22 protein-coding genes are annotated in these 19,389 nt (G+C 64.4%); 7 read left to right on the forward strand and 15 right to left on the reverse strand.

Annotated features, from left to right (window positions below; translation table 11 throughout):
- Positions 1–7: 7 nt before the first annotated feature.
- The 6 genes from H535_RS23295 to H535_RS23300 all read right to left on the reverse strand — a co-directional run bounded on the left by H535_RS23295 (position 8) and on the right by H535_RS23300 (position 5,596).
- The gene (locus tag H535_RS23295; RefSeq protein WP_081416422.1) at positions 8–1,354 is read right to left on the reverse strand and encodes an HNH endonuclease; all 1,347 of its coding nucleotides are present in this window, start codon (positions 1,352–1,354) and stop codon (positions 8–10) included.
- A 136-nt stretch (positions 1,355–1,490) separates the two neighbouring features.
- Positions 1,491–2,549 (reverse strand): lipoate-protein ligase LplAB, encoded by a 1,059-nt coding sequence (lplAB, locus tag H535_RS0103760; RefSeq protein WP_483771127.1) that lies wholly within the window; start codon positions 2,547–2,549, stop codon positions 1,491–1,493.
- Between the two features lie 115 nt (positions 2,550–2,664).
- Positions 2,665–2,922, reverse strand: coding sequence for a type B 50S ribosomal protein L31 (locus H535_RS0103765; RefSeq protein ID WP_026818491.1), 258 nt, complete (start codon positions 2,920–2,922; stop codon positions 2,665–2,667).
- Between the two features lie 144 nt (positions 2,923–3,066).
- A complete protein-coding gene (locus H535_RS0103770) occupies positions 3,067–3,879 on the reverse strand; it encodes a TrmH family RNA methyltransferase (RefSeq protein ID WP_026818492.1) in 813 nt (270 codons plus the stop codon).
- A gap of 6 nt (positions 3,880–3,885) precedes the next feature.
- Positions 3,886–4,686, reverse strand: a complete 801-nt coding sequence (locus H535_RS0103775; RefSeq protein WP_026818493.1) for a sulfite exporter TauE/SafE family protein — start codon at positions 4,684–4,686, stop codon at positions 3,886–3,888.
- Between the two features lie 76 nt (positions 4,687–4,762).
- Entirely contained in the window at positions 4,763–5,596 is an 834-nt protein-coding gene (locus H535_RS23300; protein ID WP_051298453.1) for an ABC transporter ATP-binding protein, read from the reverse strand.
- Between the two features lie 67 nt (positions 5,597–5,663).
- On the opposite strand from H535_RS23300, the gene serB reads away from it, so the two are divergent.
- On the forward strand, positions 5,664–6,581 hold the full coding sequence (serB, locus tag H535_RS0103785) for a phosphoserine phosphatase SerB (RefSeq protein WP_026818494.1): 918 nt from the start codon (positions 5,664–5,666) through the stop codon (positions 6,579–6,581).
- Between the two features lie 78 nt (positions 6,582–6,659).
- On the opposite strand, the gene H535_RS0103790 is transcribed toward serB, so the two are convergent.
- From H535_RS0103790 to fabG, 3 genes are all read right to left on the reverse strand, one after another.
- Entirely contained in the window at positions 6,660–7,586 is a 927-nt protein-coding gene (locus tag H535_RS0103790; protein ID WP_026818495.1) for an ROK family protein, read from the reverse strand.
- A 34-nt stretch (positions 7,587–7,620) separates the two neighbouring features.
- A complete protein-coding gene (locus H535_RS0103795; protein ID WP_026818496.1) occupies positions 7,621–8,364 on the reverse strand; it encodes an SDR family oxidoreductase in 744 nt (247 codons plus the stop codon).
- 71 nt (positions 8,365–8,435) lie between these two features.
- The gene (fabG, locus tag H535_RS0103800; protein WP_026818497.1) at positions 8,436–9,170 is read right to left on the reverse strand and encodes a 3-oxoacyl-ACP reductase FabG; all 735 of its coding nucleotides are present in this window, start codon (positions 9,168–9,170) and stop codon (positions 8,436–8,438) included.
- Positions 9,171–9,308: 138 nt separating this feature from the next.
- On the opposite strand from fabG, the gene H535_RS27575 reads away from it, so the two are divergent.
- From H535_RS27575 to H535_RS0103815, 3 genes are read left to right on the forward strand one after another with little or no spacing between them, the layout of a single operon-like run.
- The gene (locus H535_RS27575) at positions 9,309–9,803 is read left to right on the forward strand and encodes a DUF3099 domain-containing protein (RefSeq protein ID WP_051298455.1); all 495 of its coding nucleotides are present in this window, start codon (positions 9,309–9,311) and stop codon (positions 9,801–9,803) included.
- Positions 9,800–10,045 carry a hypothetical protein gene (locus H535_RS0103810; protein WP_026818498.1) on the forward strand — a complete coding sequence of 82 codons (246 nt, stop codon included), beginning with the start codon at positions 9,800–9,802 and terminating at the stop codon, positions 10,043–10,045. The genes H535_RS27575 and H535_RS0103810 overlap by 4 nt, the downstream gene beginning before the upstream one ends.
- A 9-nt stretch (positions 10,046–10,054) precedes the next feature.
- Positions 10,055–10,873, forward strand: coding sequence for an SURF1 family cytochrome oxidase biogenesis protein (locus H535_RS0103815; protein ID WP_026818499.1), 819 nt, complete (start codon positions 10,055–10,057; stop codon positions 10,871–10,873).
- Between the two features lie 23 nt (positions 10,874–10,896).
- Here the strand turns inward: H535_RS0103815 and abc-f are convergent, their stop codons facing one another.
- On the reverse strand, positions 10,897–12,495 hold the full coding sequence (gene abc-f / locus H535_RS0103820; protein WP_026818500.1) for a ribosomal protection-like ABC-F family protein: 1,599 nt from the start codon (positions 12,493–12,495) through the stop codon (positions 10,897–10,899).
- Positions 12,496–12,744: 249 nt separating this feature from the next.
- Here abc-f and H535_RS23310 point away from each other — a divergent pair, with 249 nt between their 5' ends.
- Genes H535_RS23310 through H535_RS23315 form a run of 3 tightly spaced genes read left to right on the forward strand, consistent with a single transcriptional unit; the run spans position 12,745 to position 14,783 of the window.
- Positions 12,745–13,392 (forward strand): biotin transporter BioY, encoded by a 648-nt coding sequence (locus H535_RS23310; protein WP_051298457.1) that lies wholly within the window; start codon positions 12,745–12,747, stop codon positions 13,390–13,392.
- Positions 13,393–13,398: 6 nt separating this feature from the next.
- Complete coding sequence (locus H535_RS0103830) at positions 13,399–14,106, forward strand: energy-coupling factor ABC transporter ATP-binding protein (protein ID WP_026818501.1); 708 nt, start codon at positions 13,399–13,401, stop codon at positions 14,104–14,106.
- Positions 14,106–14,783 (forward strand): energy-coupling factor transporter transmembrane component T family protein, encoded by a 678-nt coding sequence (locus H535_RS23315; protein WP_051298459.1) that lies wholly within the window; start codon positions 14,106–14,108, stop codon positions 14,781–14,783. Before H535_RS0103830 ends, H535_RS23315 begins: the two co-directional genes overlap by 1 nt.
- Before the next feature lie 292 nt (positions 14,784–15,075).
- Here the strand turns inward: H535_RS23315 and H535_RS0103840 are convergent, their stop codons facing one another.
- The 5 genes from H535_RS0103840 to sufB form a co-directional block, all read right to left on the reverse strand.
- Positions 15,076–15,402, reverse strand: a complete 327-nt coding sequence (locus H535_RS0103840; protein WP_026818502.1) for a metal-sulfur cluster assembly factor — start codon at positions 15,400–15,402, stop codon at positions 15,076–15,078.
- Positions 15,403–15,464: 62 nt separating this feature from the next.
- Positions 15,465–16,232 (reverse strand): Fe-S cluster assembly ATPase SufC, encoded by a 768-nt coding sequence (gene sufC / locus H535_RS0103845; protein WP_026818503.1) that lies wholly within the window; start codon positions 16,230–16,232, stop codon positions 15,465–15,467.
- A 5-nt stretch (positions 16,233–16,237) separates the two neighbouring features.
- Positions 16,238–16,627, reverse strand: a complete 390-nt coding sequence (locus H535_RS23320) for a non-heme iron oxygenase ferredoxin subunit (protein ID WP_051298461.1) — start codon at positions 16,625–16,627, stop codon at positions 16,238–16,240.
- Positions 16,627–17,898: a Fe-S cluster assembly protein SufD gene (gene sufD, locus H535_RS23325; protein ID WP_035768222.1), complete on the reverse strand. Its 1,272-nt coding sequence runs from the start codon at positions 17,896–17,898 to the stop codon at positions 16,627–16,629. Before sufD ends, H535_RS23320 begins: the two co-directional genes overlap by 1 nt.
- Entirely contained in the window at positions 17,898–19,361 is a 1,464-nt protein-coding gene (sufB, locus tag H535_RS0103860) for a Fe-S cluster assembly protein SufB (protein WP_026818504.1), read from the reverse strand. The genes sufD and sufB overlap by 1 nt, the downstream gene beginning before the upstream one ends.
- Positions 19,362–19,389: the final 28 nt, after the last annotated feature.

Consider the following 19,389-nt stretch of genomic DNA (forward strand, 5'->3'; position numbering starts at 1 on the left):
CAGGCTCTCAACCGGCGCGCGGCCCCGGGGCGCCAGGCGGTGGAAGTGTTGTGTGCACATAGGTGTGCCCTGTAGGGGTTGTCGTCGTTGTCCCGTGCGGCTGGGCCAGCACCCGCCTGAGCTGCGCGGCACGGCCATCGGGTCCTGCCCTCTCGTCGGGGCTCACTCTCCACCCTGGAGCTTCCTTGGCATAGTTGCAGGCTGCGCATTGGCCACGGCCGTTCATGTCGCTGGTAGGACCGCCGGCGGCCTTCGGAACGATGTGGTCGACGTGGCGAATGGGAGCATCGCACCATGGCGTGGAGCAGAGTTGGTCCCGGGTGCTGATGAAACGGGCCATACCGGCGGGAAAGGCGCGTGCGCTCGAATCCATCGCCACTAGGGCACCGTCGCCCGGCGCAGTGTACAGGCGCCGGATCCAGGTTTTGCCATCGCCGGGTGCAGCGCGCGTCAGTCCCCGGGCAGTTTCACCTGACACGACGCCATAGCCGGGCAGCATGGCAGGTTCGGAGTCGCCGGCCAGCAACGTGCGGTCGGTCATCACCAGTTGCACCTGTACTGGCACTGCGGACGCAGTTTCCTGTCCGGTAATGCGTTCGACGAGGGTGTCGGCCATGATTTGGCCTCGGCCACGCTCCTCGCCGCCGGTGTTGGCACCGTCCGCAACGCGGGAGAGTGCCGCAAGGGCCGCCACACCCTGGGCCACCGGAACCAGCGCGGTCAGGTAACACATGGAGTCGGGAGCGGGCCGGCACGTCACGCTGCGTTCGTTGGCCGCCTTGACGGCCCGGGCCGCCATGGAGGCAGGCTCGAGCCGGTTCGCAGCCCTGCGCGCCAGGCCGATGAGCCGCCGGTCGCTCAGGCCCGACAGCGTTTCGGCGTCAGCAGCCAGTTCCTGATCAACTGCCGCACGGTGTTCTTTACTCAGACATTCGGTCTCCCTGGCCAGCAGGGTGGCACGCCATTCGGAGATTCTGCCGGCTGACATGGCCGCCAGTGAATGGGGCATTTCATGGACCAGCGTTGTCGATAGCTTCAGGAACCGGGCGCCGCGGGATGGAGATTCCCGCCGGGCCAGGGCGAGTTGCGCGCCGACGCCTTTGCCCCGATATCCCTCCGGCATTCCGTGCTCTGCCTGCAGCCGCCGTTGGCTTACGTCAAAGACAGCGGACATGCGGGCTTGTGCCGCCGCAGCAGCGGATTTCATCTCTTCGAGGGCGCGGATGCATTCGATGGTGTCGGCGTCCGACGCGGATTCCAGGCCGGCCAGCCTCGTGGTCCAAGCACAAAGGTCCTGGACGGAAAGGTCAAGGAGTTCGGCCTGATCGGCATTCGACGCTGGCGGGCTGGTCATACGTCAACGCTATGGGGGTGGTCGCGGCGTTGCAGCTCCGGAGAACGCTATGTGGACTGTGACGGCTTGCTGGGCCGCTGTGGAGGACAAGTCGTCGACCGACGCCCAGCAGACCCGGCGGCATGTCAGCGGGGCCTTACGGCACCCTGGCCAGCCACTCCTCGGTCCCGAACTTGGTCCCCACCCGTTCGGTGGCCCGTGCCATCTCGTCGGAGGTGACAGTGGATTCGGCGGCGCCATACCGTGCGGTGAAGGTATTGATCATGGTGTCGATAATCTGCTCGCGGCTCATGCCGGTCTGGCGGCGCAGCGGGTCCACCCGCTTCTTGGCGCTGGTGGTTCCTTTGTCGGAGAGCTTTTCCTGACCGATGCGCAACACTTCGACCATCTTGTCCGCGTCGATGTCGTAGGACATGGTGACATGGTGGACCATGCCTCCGCTGCCCAGCCGCTTCTGTGCGGCGCCGCCGATCTTGCCGGCGTCGGTGGCGATGTCATTGAGCGGCTGGTACCAGGCCTTGATGCCCATTTCCTCCAGGGACGCCATCACCCAGGTGTCCAGGAACGGGTACGAATCCACAAAGCTGAGCCCGTCGACCAGCGTTTGCGGCAGGTACAGCGAATAGGTGATGCAGTTGCCGCCCTCCATGAACATCGCTCCCCCGCCGCTGATCCGCCGCACGATCTTGACCCCGTGGCGCCGGGCACCTTCGGGGTCGACTTCGTTCCTCAGTGACTGGAAGCTGCCGATCACCACGGCAGGTTCCCTCCATTCCCAGATCCGCAGCGCCGGGTTGCGCCGCCCGGCGCCGACTTCTTCGGTCAGCACCTCGTCCAGGGCCACATTGACCTCCGTGGACAGCGCCTGTGGTCGGATCACTTCCCACTGGTGGTCCGACCATGCGGTGGCCCTGGCCAGCGCGCGGCGGACCGCCACAGACACAGCTGAGGGCGAGAAGCCGAGCATTGACACGTCAGAGGCCAGGGAGGATTCGACAGCGGCTGTGATCTCCTTGGCGGAGGCATCCACCGGAAGCCCGGTCAGGGCGGCGTTGATATCCGCCAGTGCGCTGTCCGGTTCGAGGAAGAAGTCGCCGCTGAGTGAGACGTCGGCCAGCCGGTCGTCGACGATATTGAAGTCGGCGACAACCATCTTGCCGCCGTGGACCTTATACTCACCGTGCCTGTGTTCCACAGATTCCGTCCTCTCCAAATCCGGTTGTTATCGCAAACCTACGGTGTGGCGGGCCATGAACCCAAAAAACAGGCCCGGGAGCATAGTCCCGGACCTGTTCTGCGATGAAGGGAGGTTACTTCTTGGCGCCGAAACCCTTGAAGCGCTGGTTGAACCGCTCGACACGGCCTGCGCTGTCCAGGATGCGCTGCTTACCGGTGTAGAAGGGGTGTGACTCAGAGGAGATCTCCACCTCGATCACCGGGTAGGTGTTGCCGTCTTCCCATTCGACAGTCTTGTCAGAACCGACCGTCGAACGGGTCAGGAAGGAGGTTCCGGATGCCAGGTCGCGGAAAACGACGGCTTCGTACTTGGGGTGGATATCAGTCTTCACAGTAATACCTTCTGTAGCTGCCTGGATTTTGCCAGGCACTGTTTGCGGAAGTTAAAAGAAGTGGTCACGATGACCAGCAATTCAGTCTAACGCTTACCACCGTCTAAGGCGAAAACTGCAAAGCACGACGTCGGCCGGCTGCAGTTATTGCGTGCGGAACCTGCACTCCCAGAAGGCAACCGCACTGGCCGCAGCCACGTTGAGCGAGTCCACTCCACCGCTCATCGGGATCCGCACGGCCAGATCCGCCGCGGCAACGGTGGGTCGGCGCAGACCGTCGCCCTCGGTGCCCAGCACCAGCGCGAGTTTGTCATAATTGGCCGCCCCGACATCCTCCACGCTCCGCGAGTCAGCCGTCAGGGCGAGTGCAGCCGTCGTGAAGCCATGAAGGCCCAACAGCTCCACGTCCGCGGGCCACTGCTGCAACCGCACCCACGGGATCTGGAAGACGGTGCCCATGCTGACCCGGATGCTGCGGCGGTAGAGCGGATCCGCGCAGCGCGGACTGATCAGCACGGCGTCGACGTCGAGTGCGGCGGCCGACCGGAAGATGGCCCCCACGTTGGTGTGGTCGACAATGTCCTCAAGCACCGCCACCCGCCGTGACGTGGACAGCACCTGGCCAAGGTCGAGCGGCGCCGGCCGATTCATCGCCGCCAGCGCACCCCGGTGCAGGTGGAAGCCGGTAATCTCCTCCAGCACCTCTTCGGAACCGACATAGACCGGCACCTCGGGATACTGCTCCATAATGTCGCTGAGGCCGTCCAACCACTTCTCCGCCAGGAAGAACGAGCGTGGCTCGTGACCGGCCTCCAGGGCGCGGCGCAGCACCTTCGAACTCTCGGCGATGTACATCCCCTCGGCCGGTTCACGCCGGGTGCGCAGTTTGACGTCTTTCAGCTGCGTGTAGTCGCTCACCCGTGGATCGGCGGCCGTGTCGAGGTGGTGGATGTTCATCGGCGGTTATCCGTTGACCAGGTTCGCGACCATGACCACCAGGGCCACGAGTCCGAGCGCCACGATGATCGAGCGCAGCAGCAGCGGCGGGAGCCTGCGGCCGACTTTGGCCCCGAGGAAGCCGCCCACCAGTGAGCTGATGGCGATCAGCGCCACCACCGGCCAGACAATCTGGTCGAAGGCGAAGATCATGTAGGAGATGGCCGCGATGGTGTTCACCGCGAGCACCAGGATGTTCTTCATGGCGTTGGCGTTCTGCATAGTGCCGGAGAGGAACACGCCCAGGATGCCGACGAGCAGGATGCCTTGGGCCGCGACGAAATAGCCGCCGTAGACCCCGGCGAAGAAGACCAACAGGAACAGCGCCAGCGGATGTTCGCTGCTTCTGAGCGGCACGGTTCCGGCTGCTGCCCGCTTCTCCGTCCGGGCGCGTACCGCGCGCTGCAGCTTGGGCTGGAGGACGACGAAACCCAGGGCGATGACGATCAGGAACGGAGCCACGGACTCGAACACCGTCGGCGGCAGGTTCAGCAGCAGCGCCGCCCCGGCAATGCCGCCGGCAATCGATAGCGGCAGCAGCCGTGCCAGCGTTGGGCCCAGCCCCTTTAGCTCGCGGCGGTAGCCCCAGGAGCCGGCGGCGCTGCCGGCGATCAGGCCCATGGCGTTGCTGATGGTTGCCACCACCGGCGCATACCCCAGGGTGACCAGCACCGGGAAGGTGACCAGCGTGCCGGAGCCGACGATCGTGTTGATGGTGCCCGCCCACAGCCCGGCGAGCAGCACGATGCCTGCGCGCAGCAAGTCCAGGCCGGATTCGCCGAAAGCCGCCGCTATGGAGGCAAAGAAGTCGCCTGGAATCTCCATCAGGTATCGCGCCGGCCGCTTAGCGCCCGGAAGGGCCGGGCGTATCGCGCACGTCGGCTGAGGCGGTTTCGACGGCGGCAGTTGCGGTGAAGCGCCCGTTATCTTTGTGGATGTGCAGCGGCAGCGAGAAGGTTTCGGTGAGGTTCCGGCTGGTCAGCACGTCGTCCAGCGGTCCCGCGGCCACGATCGCTCCCTCCCGCAGCAGCATCGCGTGAGTGAATCCGGCCGGCACTTCTTCCAGATGATGAGTCACCAGCACCATGGCCGGCGCCTCTTCGTCTTTGGCCAAGGTGCCCAGCCGCTGCAGCAAGTCCTCGCGCCCGCCCAGGTCGAGTCCCGCGGCCGGTTCATCCAGCAGCAGCAGTTCAGGGTCGGTCATCAAGGCGCGGGCGATCTGCACTCGCTTCCGCTCCCCTTCGCTCAGTGAGCCGAAGGGACGATTGATCAATCCGGCCACTCCCCAGCCCGCTGCCAGTTGACGTGCGCGGGATTCGTCCATCTGGTCGTATTTCTCCCGCCACCGGCCGGTGACTCCGTAGGCGGCGGTGACAATGACGTTGAGCACGGATTCGTGGGAGGGAATCTGGGACGTCAACGAGGCCGAAGCCAGCCCGATCCGGGGCCGGAGCTCAAAGACGTCAACTGCGCCCATGACTTCTTCCAGGATGCCCGCGACGCCTGTGGTGGGGTGCACACGGGCTCCGGCGATTTGCAGCAGGGTGGTCTTACCCGCGCCGTTCGGTCCCAGAATAACCCAGCGTTCGCCTTCGGCGACCTGCCAGTCGATACTATCCAGCAGCGTTTTCGACCCGCGCTGCACACTGACAGAAGCCATTTCGAGAACGTCACTCATATGATTAGACACTAAGCTACGAGCCGACGGATTGGCCAAACGCCACGGCGGGTAGCATGAGGTTTCTATGAGCGAACAGTTCAGTGCCATCAGCTTCGGGCCGTCACTTCCCGCCGCGTACATCGGGGCCATCGATGAGGTGCTCGCCACCCGCGGCGCCACCTTGCACCATGAGACCATGCAGCACCGTGACGAGTATCATGTGCGGGTCCTCGACCTCACATACGACGGCGGCGCCCCGGACCTGCGCCGGGCCGTGGAGCAACTGAGCTGGCCGGGCCCGGCGGACGGGGAGGTAGTCGACGGGCTGTTTACCGCCGTCGTGCCGTCGGCGCTGCGGCGGGCGCGGCGGAAGCTGCTGATCATGGACGTCGATTCGACCTTGATCCAGCAGGAAGTGATCGAGCTGCTGGCCGATCACGCCGGGGTCGGGGCCGAGGTCGCCGCAGTGACGGAATCGGCGATGCGTGGCGAACTCGATTTCACCGAGAGCCTCTATGCGCGGGTGGCGACCTTGGAGGGGCTGCCGGTCTCCGTGATCGACGACGTCCGGCGGGCGGTCCGGCTCTCCCCTGGCGCAGAGACCCTGATCCATTCCTTCTCCACTGCCGGGCACCCTGTCGCAGTGGTCTCGGGAGGTTTCAGCCAAATCCTTGAGCCCCTGGCCGACGACCTGCGGATCGATTACCGTCAGGCGAATCTGCTCGAGGTCGACGGCGGCCGGCTCACCGGGAAGGTGTTGGGACCGGTCACCGACCGGGCGGCGAAGGCCGCCGCTCTGCGTCGCTGGGCTCACGAAGCATCCGTTCCCCTGGATGCCACGGTGGCGGTCGGCGATGGAGCCAACGATGTGGACATGCTTGCAACATCCGGGTTCGGCATCGCCTACAACGCGAAACAGTCGCTGCGGCTCGCCGCAGACGCCCAGATCAACATCCCGCAGCTGGACGCCGCAGTGGCGCTGGCCGGCGTCGAATACGCCTGACAGGTCCGCCGAGGTGCCCGCCCGGCCGCAGCACCGCGGCACCGCGGCACCGCGGCACCACAGGGTCACCGGAGCAGGTCAGCTCCGGTGCGCTGACCAGAACGCGGCGCCTGACAGCGGGGCCAGTTCGGGATGGCGGGCAGCACGGACCGGCAGGCTGCGCAGTTCCGGTACAGCTTCGACCAACCCGCTCCGCAGGGCCGGCGCCACCAGATCCCAGGAACGAGCCACGGATCCACCGACCACCAGCACGCCCGCGCCGAACGCGTGAACGTATGCGCCCAGCGCCTCGCCCAGGCCGGCGAATGCCGTCTCCAGCACCCGCACCGCCGTCGGGTCGCCGCTGTGTGCCAGGGATGCGATTTCGTGCACATCCGCATCGCCGTCCTTGCGGTCCGGGCTGACTGCAGCCGTATAGGCGGCGCGGACGGCCCGGCGGGACACGGTCTCTTCCAGCGGGCGGCCGCGGTACTCGAGACGGTGGGCTGTCCCATGGGGAGGCACCTCCGTGCCGGTCCTGACCGGCAGGCCATTGTCCAGGAACACTGATCCGACACCGGTGCCCAGGGTGATACATACGGCGCGCCGGTATCCGCTGGCGGCACCAAGGGCATATTCGCCGATGCCGAACGCCTCAGCGTCGTTGATGAATGCAATCGAGTTGCCGTCCAGATTCAGCCTGTCCGACAGTTCCGTGCGGAGGTCGAAGCCGGCCAGGCTTTCGAATTTACCGACGTCCCGGTATTCGCCTACGCCCCGCTCGTAATCGAACGGACCCGGGATCGCCACGGTCAGCCCGCCCGCGCCGGCGTCGCCCGATCCGGATGCGGCCCGCTCCATGGCGTCCACCAGTTCCCCGGCACTTCCCGCGGCCTGCAGCGGCAGCCGGAACAGCGAGTCGGGTTTGACCGTCCAATTGGTATGTTCGACGACGGCGGCCGTGACGTGGGTGCCGCCTATTTCCAGCACTGATGACGCCGGTGCGCCTGTTGCATCAGTTGCCATACACTCTCCCGCCGTAAGTCATTGTCCGGGCCGCTTACTTGGTGAAGTAGTCAGCTCCGCCGACGTACTCGGTATGGCCGGACTCGACGTCGGCGGTAACAGCCTTGGCCACTTCCGCGGCGAACTCTTCGACGGAGTAGAGCCGCCCCGCCTCTGCCCGGCGTGCTTCGATGGCGCCAGGGCTCGAGCGGTCAAGCAGCTTGGAGGTGACGGTTCCTTCGATCATGTCGCCGGACACTACGACCAGCGAGATCCCCTTCTCCTCCAAGGCAGGAAGCATCTGGCGCAGGGCATCCTCACCGGCCCGCTTGCTCTTGGCCACCGGCTCGTATTCCGCCATGGTGGGAACGGTGTGGATGAAGTGCGACTGATGGCTGGTGACAAATACCACCCGGGACCCGGCCGGCATATGCTCCACCGCTGCGTTGAGCGTATCGACCTGGGCATCACGGTTCAGTTTGAGGGCGTAGTCCTCTTCCATGCCGCCTTCCATCCCGCCCGAAGCGTTGAGGACCAGCACGTCGAGGCCGCCGAAGTTGTCCAGCGCGCAATGGACGAGGTCGTTGACACCTTCAGGGGTTGTCAGGTCTCCGGCCACGGCAGCGGCCCGGCCTCCGGCCTCCTCGATGCCGGACACGACTTTGTTGGCCCGGGGTGCCTTTTGCCGGTAATTGACGACGACGGCAGCGCCTTCGCCTGCCAGCAGGGTGGCGACCTCGGCGCCGATCCCCCGGGAGGAACCGGTGACTATTGCTGTTTTGCCTTCAAGCTTGCCCATCTGAGCCCTTCTGTATCGTGTGGAAAGTATACGTGGCCACCGTAACTGTACGTAGATGGCACGCGGCTTCGTCAGTGGCCCATTCCGAGCCCGCCGTCGACCGGAATCACAGCACCGGAAATGTAGGCAGCCTCGTCGCTGGCCACCCAGCGGATCACTTTTGCCACTTCGTCCGTTTCGGCAAAGCGGCCGGCGGGGATGGAAGACAGATAGTTCTTTTGTGTTTCCTCGGGCAGCTCCGCGGTCATTTCAGTGTTAATGAACCCGGGGGCCACGACGTTGGCAGTGATCCCCCGCGAACCCAGTTCCCGCGTCAGCGACCGAGCCATACCGACCATTCCCGATTTGGACGCCGCGTAGTTGATCTGCCCGGGCGAGCCATAGAGGCCCACCACCGAAGAGACCAGCACTACCCTGCCGCGCTTGAGCCGGATCATTCCCTTGCTGGCGCGCTTAATCACCCGGAAGGCACCGGTGAGATTGGTATCGAGCACGTCCGCGAAGTCGTCTTCGCTCATTCGCAGCAGCAGCGTGTCCCGGTTGATACCGGCGTTGGCCACCAGCACCTCCACCGGACCATGCTGTTGTTCGACTTCGGTGAACGCAGCATCGATGGACGCGGAGTCGGTGACATCAGCCTTGACCCCGAGCAGCCCTTCGGGCACTTCGCCGCTGCGGTAGGTGATGGCCACCTTGTCCCCGGCTTCGGCAAATGCGGTGGCGATCGCCAGGCCAATGCCGCGGTTCCCGCCGGTGACCAGGACACTGCGGCCCGTGTTTGCGTTGTCCTGCTGACCGTCCTGCATGCGAAGTACCTCCGGTTGGAAAACGTGTGTCCCCAAAATCCTAGCGGCCCGGCTCCTGTGTATTCACCCGCACCGCCGTCGGCGACTTTAACTACGACGCCGGCAGTGAGAGAATTAAAAAGTCCCCTTTGGAGCGTGATGAGCAAGCACCCACATGGCAAGACCGGATCAGCCGAGACGGTCCACAACATCACCGACGCCAGAACCGCCCATACGGACGAGATGCGCAGCCGGATGATCAAGTACTCGGTGTCGATGGGCATCCGCGTGGTCTGCCTGATCCTGGTCTTCGTGGTCAGCGGATGGCTGCAGTGGGCCTTCATCGTCGGTGCCATTGTGTTGCCCTATTTCGCAGTCATTATTGCCAACGGCGGCAGTGACACCAGCAAGCTGCAGCACAGCGACTCGCTGCTGGATGGCCCGCCGGCACGCGAAGTCGAGGGCACCGGTGCCGGCAGTGCCGACGCCGACGACGGGACACCCGCCGGGGACGAACACGCCGGCGCGGACAGCGCCTATACCGGCGGGCAGGACGGAGTTGTCCCCGGTGAAGTGGTGGACGAGGATGAACCCTCGGGCACCGGCGGGACACATTCATACGGCGACAGGCAGGAGCACCGGCATACATCATGAGCATTCTCGACTCCTTGTCCGGCGGACCGGAAGCAACGGGACCGGACCGGACGATCTGTTCGCGGAAAGCGTGCCGGGCCGAGGCCGAATGGCAACTGCTGTGGAACAACCCCAAAATCCATACACCGGATCGCCGCAAGATCTGGGTGGCCTGCGATGAACATGCCGGCTGGCTGCAGGAATTCCTGACGCAGCGCGGACTTTGGAAAGAAACCTTGCCCCTGAACGACGGGGAAAGGTAGCAGCTTCCGGTGTACCGCTTCCTCTTCACTCCCAAATGGCTGGGATGGTTTGCGCTGGCGATTGTCGCGGCCTTGACGTGCGCCGCACTGGGCATGTGGCAATTCGACCGCCGCAACCAGGCCGTCGCCGAAGTCGAAAAAGTCGAGGGCAATTACGACGCCGAGCCGCTCAGCTTTGAGCAGGCCCGCACGTACTTCAAGGACTTCGACCCGGCGATGGAGTGGACACCTGTCACGCTGGAAGGCACGTACGACGCCGAGCACCAGCGGGTGGTCCGGAACCGCCCTCTCGACGGGCGGCCCGGGTACGAAGTGCTGGTGCCGCTGCGGCTGGACAATGGTTCGGCCGTCGTCGTCAATCGTGGCTGGCTGCCGATCGGCAATGAGCGCACCGGCTATCCCGACGTCGTTCCCCAACCCGCCGAAGGAACGGTCGAAGTGACCGTCCGCCTCAAGCCCGCGGAGCCGGAGCTGGACCGCGGAGCGCCGAAGGGCCAGCTGGCGTCAATCAATCTGGACGCCTACGAAAAGATTCTGGATTACCCGGTCTACACCAGTGCCTATGGATTGATGGCGTCCGAGGATCCGGCTGCCGCTACCAGGCCCGCTCCGCTGGGACGGCCGAATATCGACACCGGCCCGCACCTGTCCTACTCCATGCAATGGTTCGCCTTCGGCGTGCTGGTGTTTGTCGGATACGGCTATGCGGCACGGCAGCAGGCGCGGCTGAACACCCCCGAACTGGCGGACGCGCCGCCCAAGGCCCGGAAGAAACCTACGGAAGAAGACGAAGAGGACGCACTGCTGGACGCGCAGGGATACCACTAGCCACAATCAATCCGCGGCACAGGCTAGGCGAGCGAGACGAGTTCCTGGTATTCGTCGCCCCATAGATCCTCGACTCCGTCAGGCAGCAGCACCACGCGTTCGGGGTTCAGCGCCTCCACGGCACCTTCATCGTGGGACACCAGCACCACGGCGCCGGTGTACCGGCGCAGGGCGCCGAGGATTTCGTCGCGGCTTGCCGGGTCCAGGTTGTTCGTCGGCTCGTCGAGGAGCAGCACGTTCGCCGACGATGCGACGACAGTGGCCAGGGCCAGCCGGGTTTTCTCTCCGCCGGAGAGCACGCCGGCCGGCTTGTCGACGTCGTCGCCGGAAAACAGGAAAGAGCCGAGGATATTGCGGACCTCGGTGTCGTTCATATCAGGTGCCGAGGTGCGCATGTTCTCCAGCACTGTCCGGCCAGTATCGAGGGTCTCATGTTCCTGGGCGTAGTAGCCGATCTTCAGGCCGTGGCCGGCTTTCACCTCGCCGGTATCGGGCTGTTCGACGCCCGCCAGCATCCGCAGCAGCGTGGTCTTGCCCGCTCCGTTGAGGCCCAGAATTACAACTCTGGAACCACGATCCACCGCCAGGTCGACGTCGGTGAAGATTTCCAGCGAACCGTACGACTTGCTCAAATCGTCCGCCGTCATCGGAACTTTGCCGCACGGTGCCGGCTCCGGGAAGCGCAGGGCGGCGACCCGGTCGGTCGCCCGTACTTCCTCCAGCCCGGCCAGCATGCGGTCGGCACGTTTGGCCATGTTCTGTGCGGCCACAGCCTTCGTTGCCTTGGCCCGCATCTTGTTGGCCTGGTCCATCAAGACTCCGGCCTTCTTCTCCGCGTTGGCCCGCTCCCGGCGCCGCGCGCGCTCGTCGGTCTCGCGCTGCTGCTGGTAGCGCTTCCAGTTCATGTTGTAAATGTCGATGACGGAGCGGTTGGCGTCGAGATAGAACACCTTGTTCACGGTGCTCTCCATCAGCTCCACATCGTGGCTGATCACGATCAGTCCACCGGTGTGTTGCTTGAGGAACTCGCGCAGCCAGACAATGGAGTCGGCGTCCAGGTGGTTGGTCGGCTCGTCCAGCAGCATGGTGTCTGCGCCGGAGAACAGGATACGGGCTAGTTCCACCCGCCGGCGCTGCCCACCCGAGAGGGTCTTCAAAGGCTGCTCCAGGATCCGTTCAGGCAGCGCGAGGTTGGAGGCGATAGCGCCGGCCTCGGCTTCGGCTGCGTAGCCGCCGCTGCTGAGGAACTCGCTTTCAATACGGTTATACCGGCCCATCGCCTTGTCCCGCACCGCCGGATCGTCGCTGGCCATCTCGGCCTCAGCCTGTCGCAGCTTCCGGGTTGCGGTGTCCAGGTCGCGGGCCGACAGGATGCGATCCCGTGCCAATTGTTCGAGGTCGCCCGTGCGCGGGTCCTGCGGCAGGTAGCCGATATCTCCGTTGCTGACCACCTCACCGGCGGCGGGAGTTCCCTGTCCGGCGAGGACCCGGGTTAAAGTGGTCTTCCCGGCACCGTTGCGTCCGACCAGTCCGATTTTGTCGCCTTTGTCGATCCGGAACGACACGCCGTCCATCAGCAATCGTGCGCCTGCGCGCAACTCGAGATTGGAGACGGATATCACGGCACAACCTTTCGGGAGATTGGATAGGGTGGAACGCCATCACCGCGGCGCGATGAACAACCTTTCCATTCTACCGGCCACTGCCCAGCGGGCAAACGCGTCTCGACAAGCTCGACCACCGGATGAGACTACGATTTGTGGCACTCCCACAATTGAACACTCGCCGGAGAGCGCTATTGTCGATGTGAAACCGTCAGGTCATTGTTGATTCACGGCAGCTCATGACAGCCACGACAGCGAGGAATCCCCATGCCACAATCAGGACAACGGCACCGTCCGTCCTCCGCCGAGCGCTCCACCGCCGCTCCGGAACAGCCGCATGCGAGGACTTCGCGGCGCTCCTGGAATGCCACGGATCTGTCCCTGATCGCCGTCTTCGCGGCGCTGACGGCTGCCTTTGCCCTGATCCCGGCGATTCCCGTGGGTGCCGCAGGTGTTCCAGTTACCTTGCAGACATTGGCGGTCATGCTCACCGGTGTTGTCCTCGGCCCCGGCCGGGGTGCAGCGGCCATCGGCCTGTACGTAGCCGCCGGACTGGCCGGCCTTCCCATCTTCAGCGGCTTCAGCGGCGGACTGGGCGTACTGGCGGGCCCGACGGCGGGCTATCTGCTGGCGTTCCCGCTTGCCGCCGCCCTCGCGGGCTGGCTGTCAACGGTGGCGATCCGGCGTGCCCGGCGACTGCAGTACCTGTTGCTGTTCCTCGCCTGTGCGGCCGGTTCAATCCTGGTCATCCACCCGCTGGGAATCGCCGGAATGATGCTCAACCTGAACCTTGATCCGGGGGCGGCACTGATGGCCGACATCGTGTTCCTTCCCGGTGATATCGCCAAGAACCTGATCGCCGCGGCGGTAGGCGTCAGCGTCCATAAAGCCTTTCCCCGGCTGTTGGACCGATAAACCCGCGTGTCTTCCGTAGTATTCGACCGGGTGGACGTATCGGTTCCTGTGCCCGGACAGGACCGCAAACCACTGCTCACCGGCATCAACCTTGAACTGACCGAGCGGCGCATCGCCATCATCGGTTCCAACGGGTCGGGCAAGTCCACCCTGCTGCGGCTGATCAATGGACTTGTCACTCCGACCTCGGGCCAGGTGCTGGTCAACAACCTCGGCACCGCCGCCAAGGGTGGCAAGGTGCGCCGGCTGGTGGGGTTCGTCTTTACCGACCCGCTGTCCCAACTGGTGATGCCGACGGTGCTCGAGGATGTCGAGTTGTCGCTGCGTGCACACACCCACCGGTCGCAGCGGCGCACCGTGGCGGAGCAGGTGCTTGAGAGGTTCTCGCTGCTGCCCCTGGCCGAACAAAGCATTTACGATCTGTCCGGCGGGGAACGCCAGCTGCTGGCGCTGGCTACGGTGCTGGCAGTCGACCCGGAAATCCTGGTGGCCGATGAACCCACCACTTTGCTGGACCTTCGCAACCGCGACAAGATCGGCCGGTTGCTTGCCGGCCTGCCCCAACAGGTGATTGTCTCCACCCACGACCTTGAACTCGCCGCCGACGCCGACCGGGTGCTGGTGGTCGATCAAGGAATGGTGGTGTTCGACGGCGCACCCGGCGAAGCCGTTTCCTTCTACCGGCAGTTGGCCACCGCGGAAGTGCCGCGCTGATGGCCGGGCACGCGCACCTGCTGGGCAGCTACACACCGGGAGACTCACCGGTGCATCGTGCCCCGTTGTGGCTGAAGTTCACCGGCGTCGTGCTCGCCTCGGCTCTGGTGCTGACCGTGCAGCAACTGCCGGTAACCGCCGTCGTGCTGCTGGGCGTGATCAGCACGTGCCTGCTGGCCGGGCTCAAACTCACGACCGCGTTGCGCCCGGTGCTGACCATGGCTCCAGTGCTGCTGGTGCTGGGCGCCTACCAGTGGTGGTTGCACGATCCGGTGGTTGCCGCCGTCGTCGTGTTGAACATTCTCAGCTGTGTGCTGGCGGCCAGGCTGATTCCGCTGACGACGCCGGGTCAGCGGCTGCTGGATGGCATGGTCTCCGCTGCGAAGCCGTTCCGGCTCCTCGGTGCTGACCCGGAACGCTTCGGGCTGACCCTCTCGCTGATGATCCGCAGCATTCCGTACCTGCTCGGTTCAGTATCGGATGTCAGGGATGCGGCCAGGGCCCGCGGATTGGAGCGCAGCCCCAGGGCGCTGCTGGTCCCCGTGGTCATCAACGCCGTGGCCTACGCGAAGCATACTGGTGAAGCCTTGGCAGCGCGCGGCCTGGGCGAGAAGACCGGTTCCGGGCCGGAACCAGACCAGGCGGTGCACCCGGGCAAGCCAGGAGGACAAAACTGAGTCGGCCTCCCCGTTGAACTCTCCGGCGCATCATGGCAGGTGATCTTTCCCGGGATGGCTGAGCCCCGGCGCCCGTTGGTCACTATCTTCCGTACCCTGAGCCACTTGGACGATATCTGCCGCCAAGACACCCACCATTGCGGCACTTTATGACCGTTCGACGGGGCACCCCACCGCAAAAAGGCAGGTACTGACCACTCGACAGAGATCTTATCCAGACGGAGCAGGGCCCGGGCACAACTGAGGCCGGTGCCCCACGACGGGACACCGGCCTCAGCTGGCGTTTGCTGTGTTAGATATTGAAGCCGAGGGCGCGCATCTGGTCGCGTCCGTCTTCGGTGATCCGCTCAGGGCCCCACGGCGGCATCCAGACCCAGTTCAGGCGCCAATCATCGACAATGCCATCCAGGCACTGTGCGATCTGCTCCTCGAGGACGTCCTGCAGCGGACAGGCCGCCGTCGTCAACGTCATGTCGATCAGCAGGGCGCCGTCGTCGCCGTAAGCCAGTCCGTAGAGCAAGCCGAGGTCGACGACATTGACGCCCAGTTCGGGGTCGATCACGTCTTTGAGGGCCTCTTCGGCATCCTCAATGCTGGTCTGTGCCTGTACTTCAGCCATTTTGTCCTCCTGGTCCGGCTCCAGTAACGCTGGACCCCAGGTCGATGGTGGATACCTTAATGCTACGCCGTTGCCGTCTCTGTGGCAGCAAAGCGGTCATAGCCCTCTTCCTCGAGCCGGTCGGCCAGCTCCGGACCGCCTTCTTCAGCAATCCGGCCGTCCACGAAGACGTGCACGAAGTCCGGCTTGATATGGCGCAGAATCCGCGTGTAGTGGGTGATCAGCATAGTGCCCATGGTGCCGGTGTCCTGGGCGCGGTTGACGCCTTCGGAAACCACCTTGAGGGCATCGACGTCGAGGCCGGAGTCGGTCTCGTCCAGTACGGCGAAACGGGGCTTGAAGAGTTCCATCTGCAGGATCTCGATCCGCTTCTTCTCACCACCGGAGAAGCCTTCGTTCACGTTCCGGGAAGCAAAGTCTTCCTCGATGCGCAGCTGCGACATCGCGGACTTCACGTCCTTCGTCCAGGTGCGCAGCTTGGGTGCTTCGCCGTCGAGCGCTGTCTTGGCTGAACGGAGGAAATTGGTCATAGTCACGCCCGGAACTTCCACCGGATACTGCATGGCGAGGAAGAGACCGGCGCGGGCCCTCTCGTCCACGGTCATGGCCAGCACGTCTTCGCCGTCCAGGGTGATGGAGCCCCGTTCCACGATGTACCGCGGGTGGCCGGCGATGGTGGAGGCGAGGGTCGATTTGCCCGAGCCGTTGGGTCCCATGATGGCGTGCGTCTCACCGGTGTTCACGGTGAGGTCCACGCCCTTGAGGATCGGCTTGGTGCCCTGCTCCGTCTCGATGCTGACGTGCAGATCTTTGATTTCAAGAGTAGACATTTGTCTTATTGCTCCTTCGCGCTGCGTGCAGCGGCTTTTTCCAGTAAAGCTTCGTCCGGGGCTTTGGCCCCATTAGTGACCGTTGTGATGTCGACGTAGACGTTCGAATCCTCGATTGCGAGTCCGAAGACCGGCACCGGTTCGAAGGCCGGTGGGCTCAGCGGGTCGCCGGTGCGCAAATCGAACTGGCTGCCGTGGCCCCAGCACTCAATCGAGCAATCCTCGACGTCGCCTTCCGCCAGGGATATGTCCGCGTGTGAACAGGTGTCGCCCAGGGCGTGGATTTCACCGTCGGAGTCGCGCACAACTGCCACCGGATATCCCTTCACCAACACGCGCAGGGCGGCGTTGACCTCGAGGTCCTGTTCCTGGCACACCAACTCACCGGCAGGCATCAGTAGTCGCCCGCCTCGAGTTCGCGTTCGATCGCCTCCTGCATGCGCTCTTCCACTGCCGGGACGCGGATCTGCTGAATGATTTCATTCAGGAATCCGCGCACCACCAGCCGGCGGGCAACGTCCTCGGGGATGCCCCGGGACTGCAGGTAGAACAACTGCTCGTCGTCGAACCGACCCGTGGTGCTGGCGTGGCCAGCCCCCTCGATCAATCCGGTTTCGATCTCGAGGTTGGGCACGGAGTCCGCCCGGGCGCCGTCGGACAGCACCAGATTGCGGTTTACTTCGTATGTGTCGGTGCCTTCGGCTGCGGCGCGGATCAGGACGTCGCCGACCCAGACGGTGCGTGCGTCCTTGCCCTGCAGTGCGCCCTTGTAGGAAACGCGGGACTTGCAGTTGGGGACGGCGTGGTCGACGAACAGCCGCTGTTCAAAGTGCTGTCCGGCGTCGGCGAAATACAGGCCGTACATTTCGACGTCACCGCCGGGGGCAGCGAAGCGGGATGACGGCGTGACGCGGACCAGGTCCCCGCCGAGGCTGATCGTGACGTGCTTGAACTTGGCGTCCCGACCGATTTTCGCCTGCTGGGCGCTGGCATGGACAGTCTCGTCGTCCCAGTCCTGGATGGTCACCACGGTCAGCTGGGCGCCGTCCTGGACATCGAACTCCACGTTCTCCGCCAGCACGGCCGAACCGCGGTGGTCCAGCACGACGACGGACTTGGAGAACTTCTCCGCCTGGATCACCACATGCGATGCGGCCGGTTCCTTGCCGGCACCGGTCAGCGTGACTGTCACTTCAGAGTCGAGCTCGCACTCGGTCGGAATCGTGACAACTGTCGCTTCCGTGAAGGAAGCCCAGGCCGATGCCGAGACCCGGTCGTCGGGAATGGCCGCGACGCCGATGCGTGCATCGTCACGGCCGACTGTCTCGACCCGCACCGCCTCGCCGCCGTCGACGGTGACCGTCGGCGCGGCGCCGGTCAGCTCGTCGGTGTGCAGCCCGGCCAAACGGTTCAACGGGGTGAACCGCCAGTCCTCTTCGCGGCCGGTCAGCGGCGCGAAGTCCTCCAGGTTATACGAGGTCAGCCGCCCGGCGCGGGAGCTGTCGGCAACACCTTCACCACCGCCGTGTGAATGTGCCTTCGCCCCGTGCTGCTCGGGGGTGACGTTGTCAGGGGAAAGGTTCTCCCCTTCCTCGCTCATGCCGGCAATGGCTGGGCCCGGCGCAGATGTTCGATCCGCTACAGATTGCGCTGCGTCGTTAGTCATTAACCGACGGCTCCTTCCATTTGGAGTTCAATGAGACGGTTCAGCTCGAGCGCGTATTCCATCGGCAGCTCACGCGCGATCGGCTCGATGAAGCCGCGGACAATCATCGCCATAGCCTCGTCTTCGGGCAATCCGCGCGACTGCAGGTAGAACAGCTGCTCTTCGCTCACCCGCGACACCGTGGCCTCGTGGCCCATGGTGACGTCGTCTTCGCGGATGTCCACGTACGGGTATGTGTCCGAACGGGAGATGGTGTCCACGAGCAGGGCGTCACACCGCACGGTGTTCGCCGAGTGTTCGGCGCCTTCACGCACCTGGACCAGTCCGCGGTAGGCGGCACGGCCACCGCCGCGGGCCACCGACTTGGAGATGATGGAGGACTTGGTGTTCGGAGCAATGTGCACCATCTTGGAACCGGTGTCCTGGTGCTGGCCCTCGCCGGCGAAAGCAACGGAGAGGGTCTCGCCCTTGGCATGCTCGCCGGTCAGGTAGACGGCCGGGTACTTCTGGGTCACCTTGGAGCCGATGTTGCCGTCGATCCATTCCATGGTGGCGCCTTCGTGCGCGATGGCACGCTTGGTCACCAGGTTGTACACGTTGTTCGACCAGTTCTGGATGGTGGTGTAGCGGACGCGGGAGTTCTTCTTGCAGATGATCTCCACCACCGCCGAGTGCAGGGAATCCGAGGTGTAGATCGGCGCCGTGCAGCCTTCGATGTAGTGCACGTAGGAGCCCTCGTCGGCGATGATCAGGGTCCGCTCGAACTGGCCCATGTTCTCGGTGTTAATCCGGAAGTAGGCCTGCAGCGGAATCTCGACGTGGACGCCCTTGGGCACGTAGACGAACGAGCCGCCCGACCATACGGCCGAGTTGAGCGAAGCAAACTTGTTGTCGCCCACGGGAATGACGGTGCCGAAGTACTCTTCGAAGATCTCCGGGTGTTCCCGCAGCGCCGTGTCCGTGTCCATGAAGATGACGCCCTGCGCCTCCAGGTCTTCACGGATCTGGTGGTAGACGACCTCGGATTCGTACTGTGCGGCGACACCGGCCACCAGCCGGCTGCGCTCCGCTTCGGGGATGCCAAGCTTTTCGTACGTATTGCGGATGTCTTCGGGGAGGTCTTCCCAGCTCTGCGCCTGCCGCTCAGTGGAGCGAACGAAGTACTTGATGTTGTCGAAGTCGATGCCGGACAAGTCGGCGCCCCAGGTGGGCATCGGCTTGCGGTCAAAGTATTTCAACCCCTTCAGGCGCATCTTCAGCATCCATTCCGGCTCATCCTTCTTGGCCGAAATGTCACGCACGACTTCATTGTCAACCCCTCGGCGCGCTGCGGCTCCGGCTGCGTCGGAATCCGACCAGCCGTACTCGTAGCTGCCGATGCCCTCGAGCTCCGGGTTCTTCTCCAGAATGTCGCTAATGACTGGACTGGACGTATCAGTGTCACGAACTGTTTGTTCCGTCATTACGGCCTTCCTCTTCGGTGGTTGACCA

Origin of the sequence: Arthrobacter castelli DSM 16402 (assembly GCF_000430705.1) — a bacterium.
Classification (GTDB): domain Bacteria; phylum Actinomycetota; class Actinomycetes; order Actinomycetales; family Micrococcaceae; genus Arthrobacter_C; species Arthrobacter_C castelli.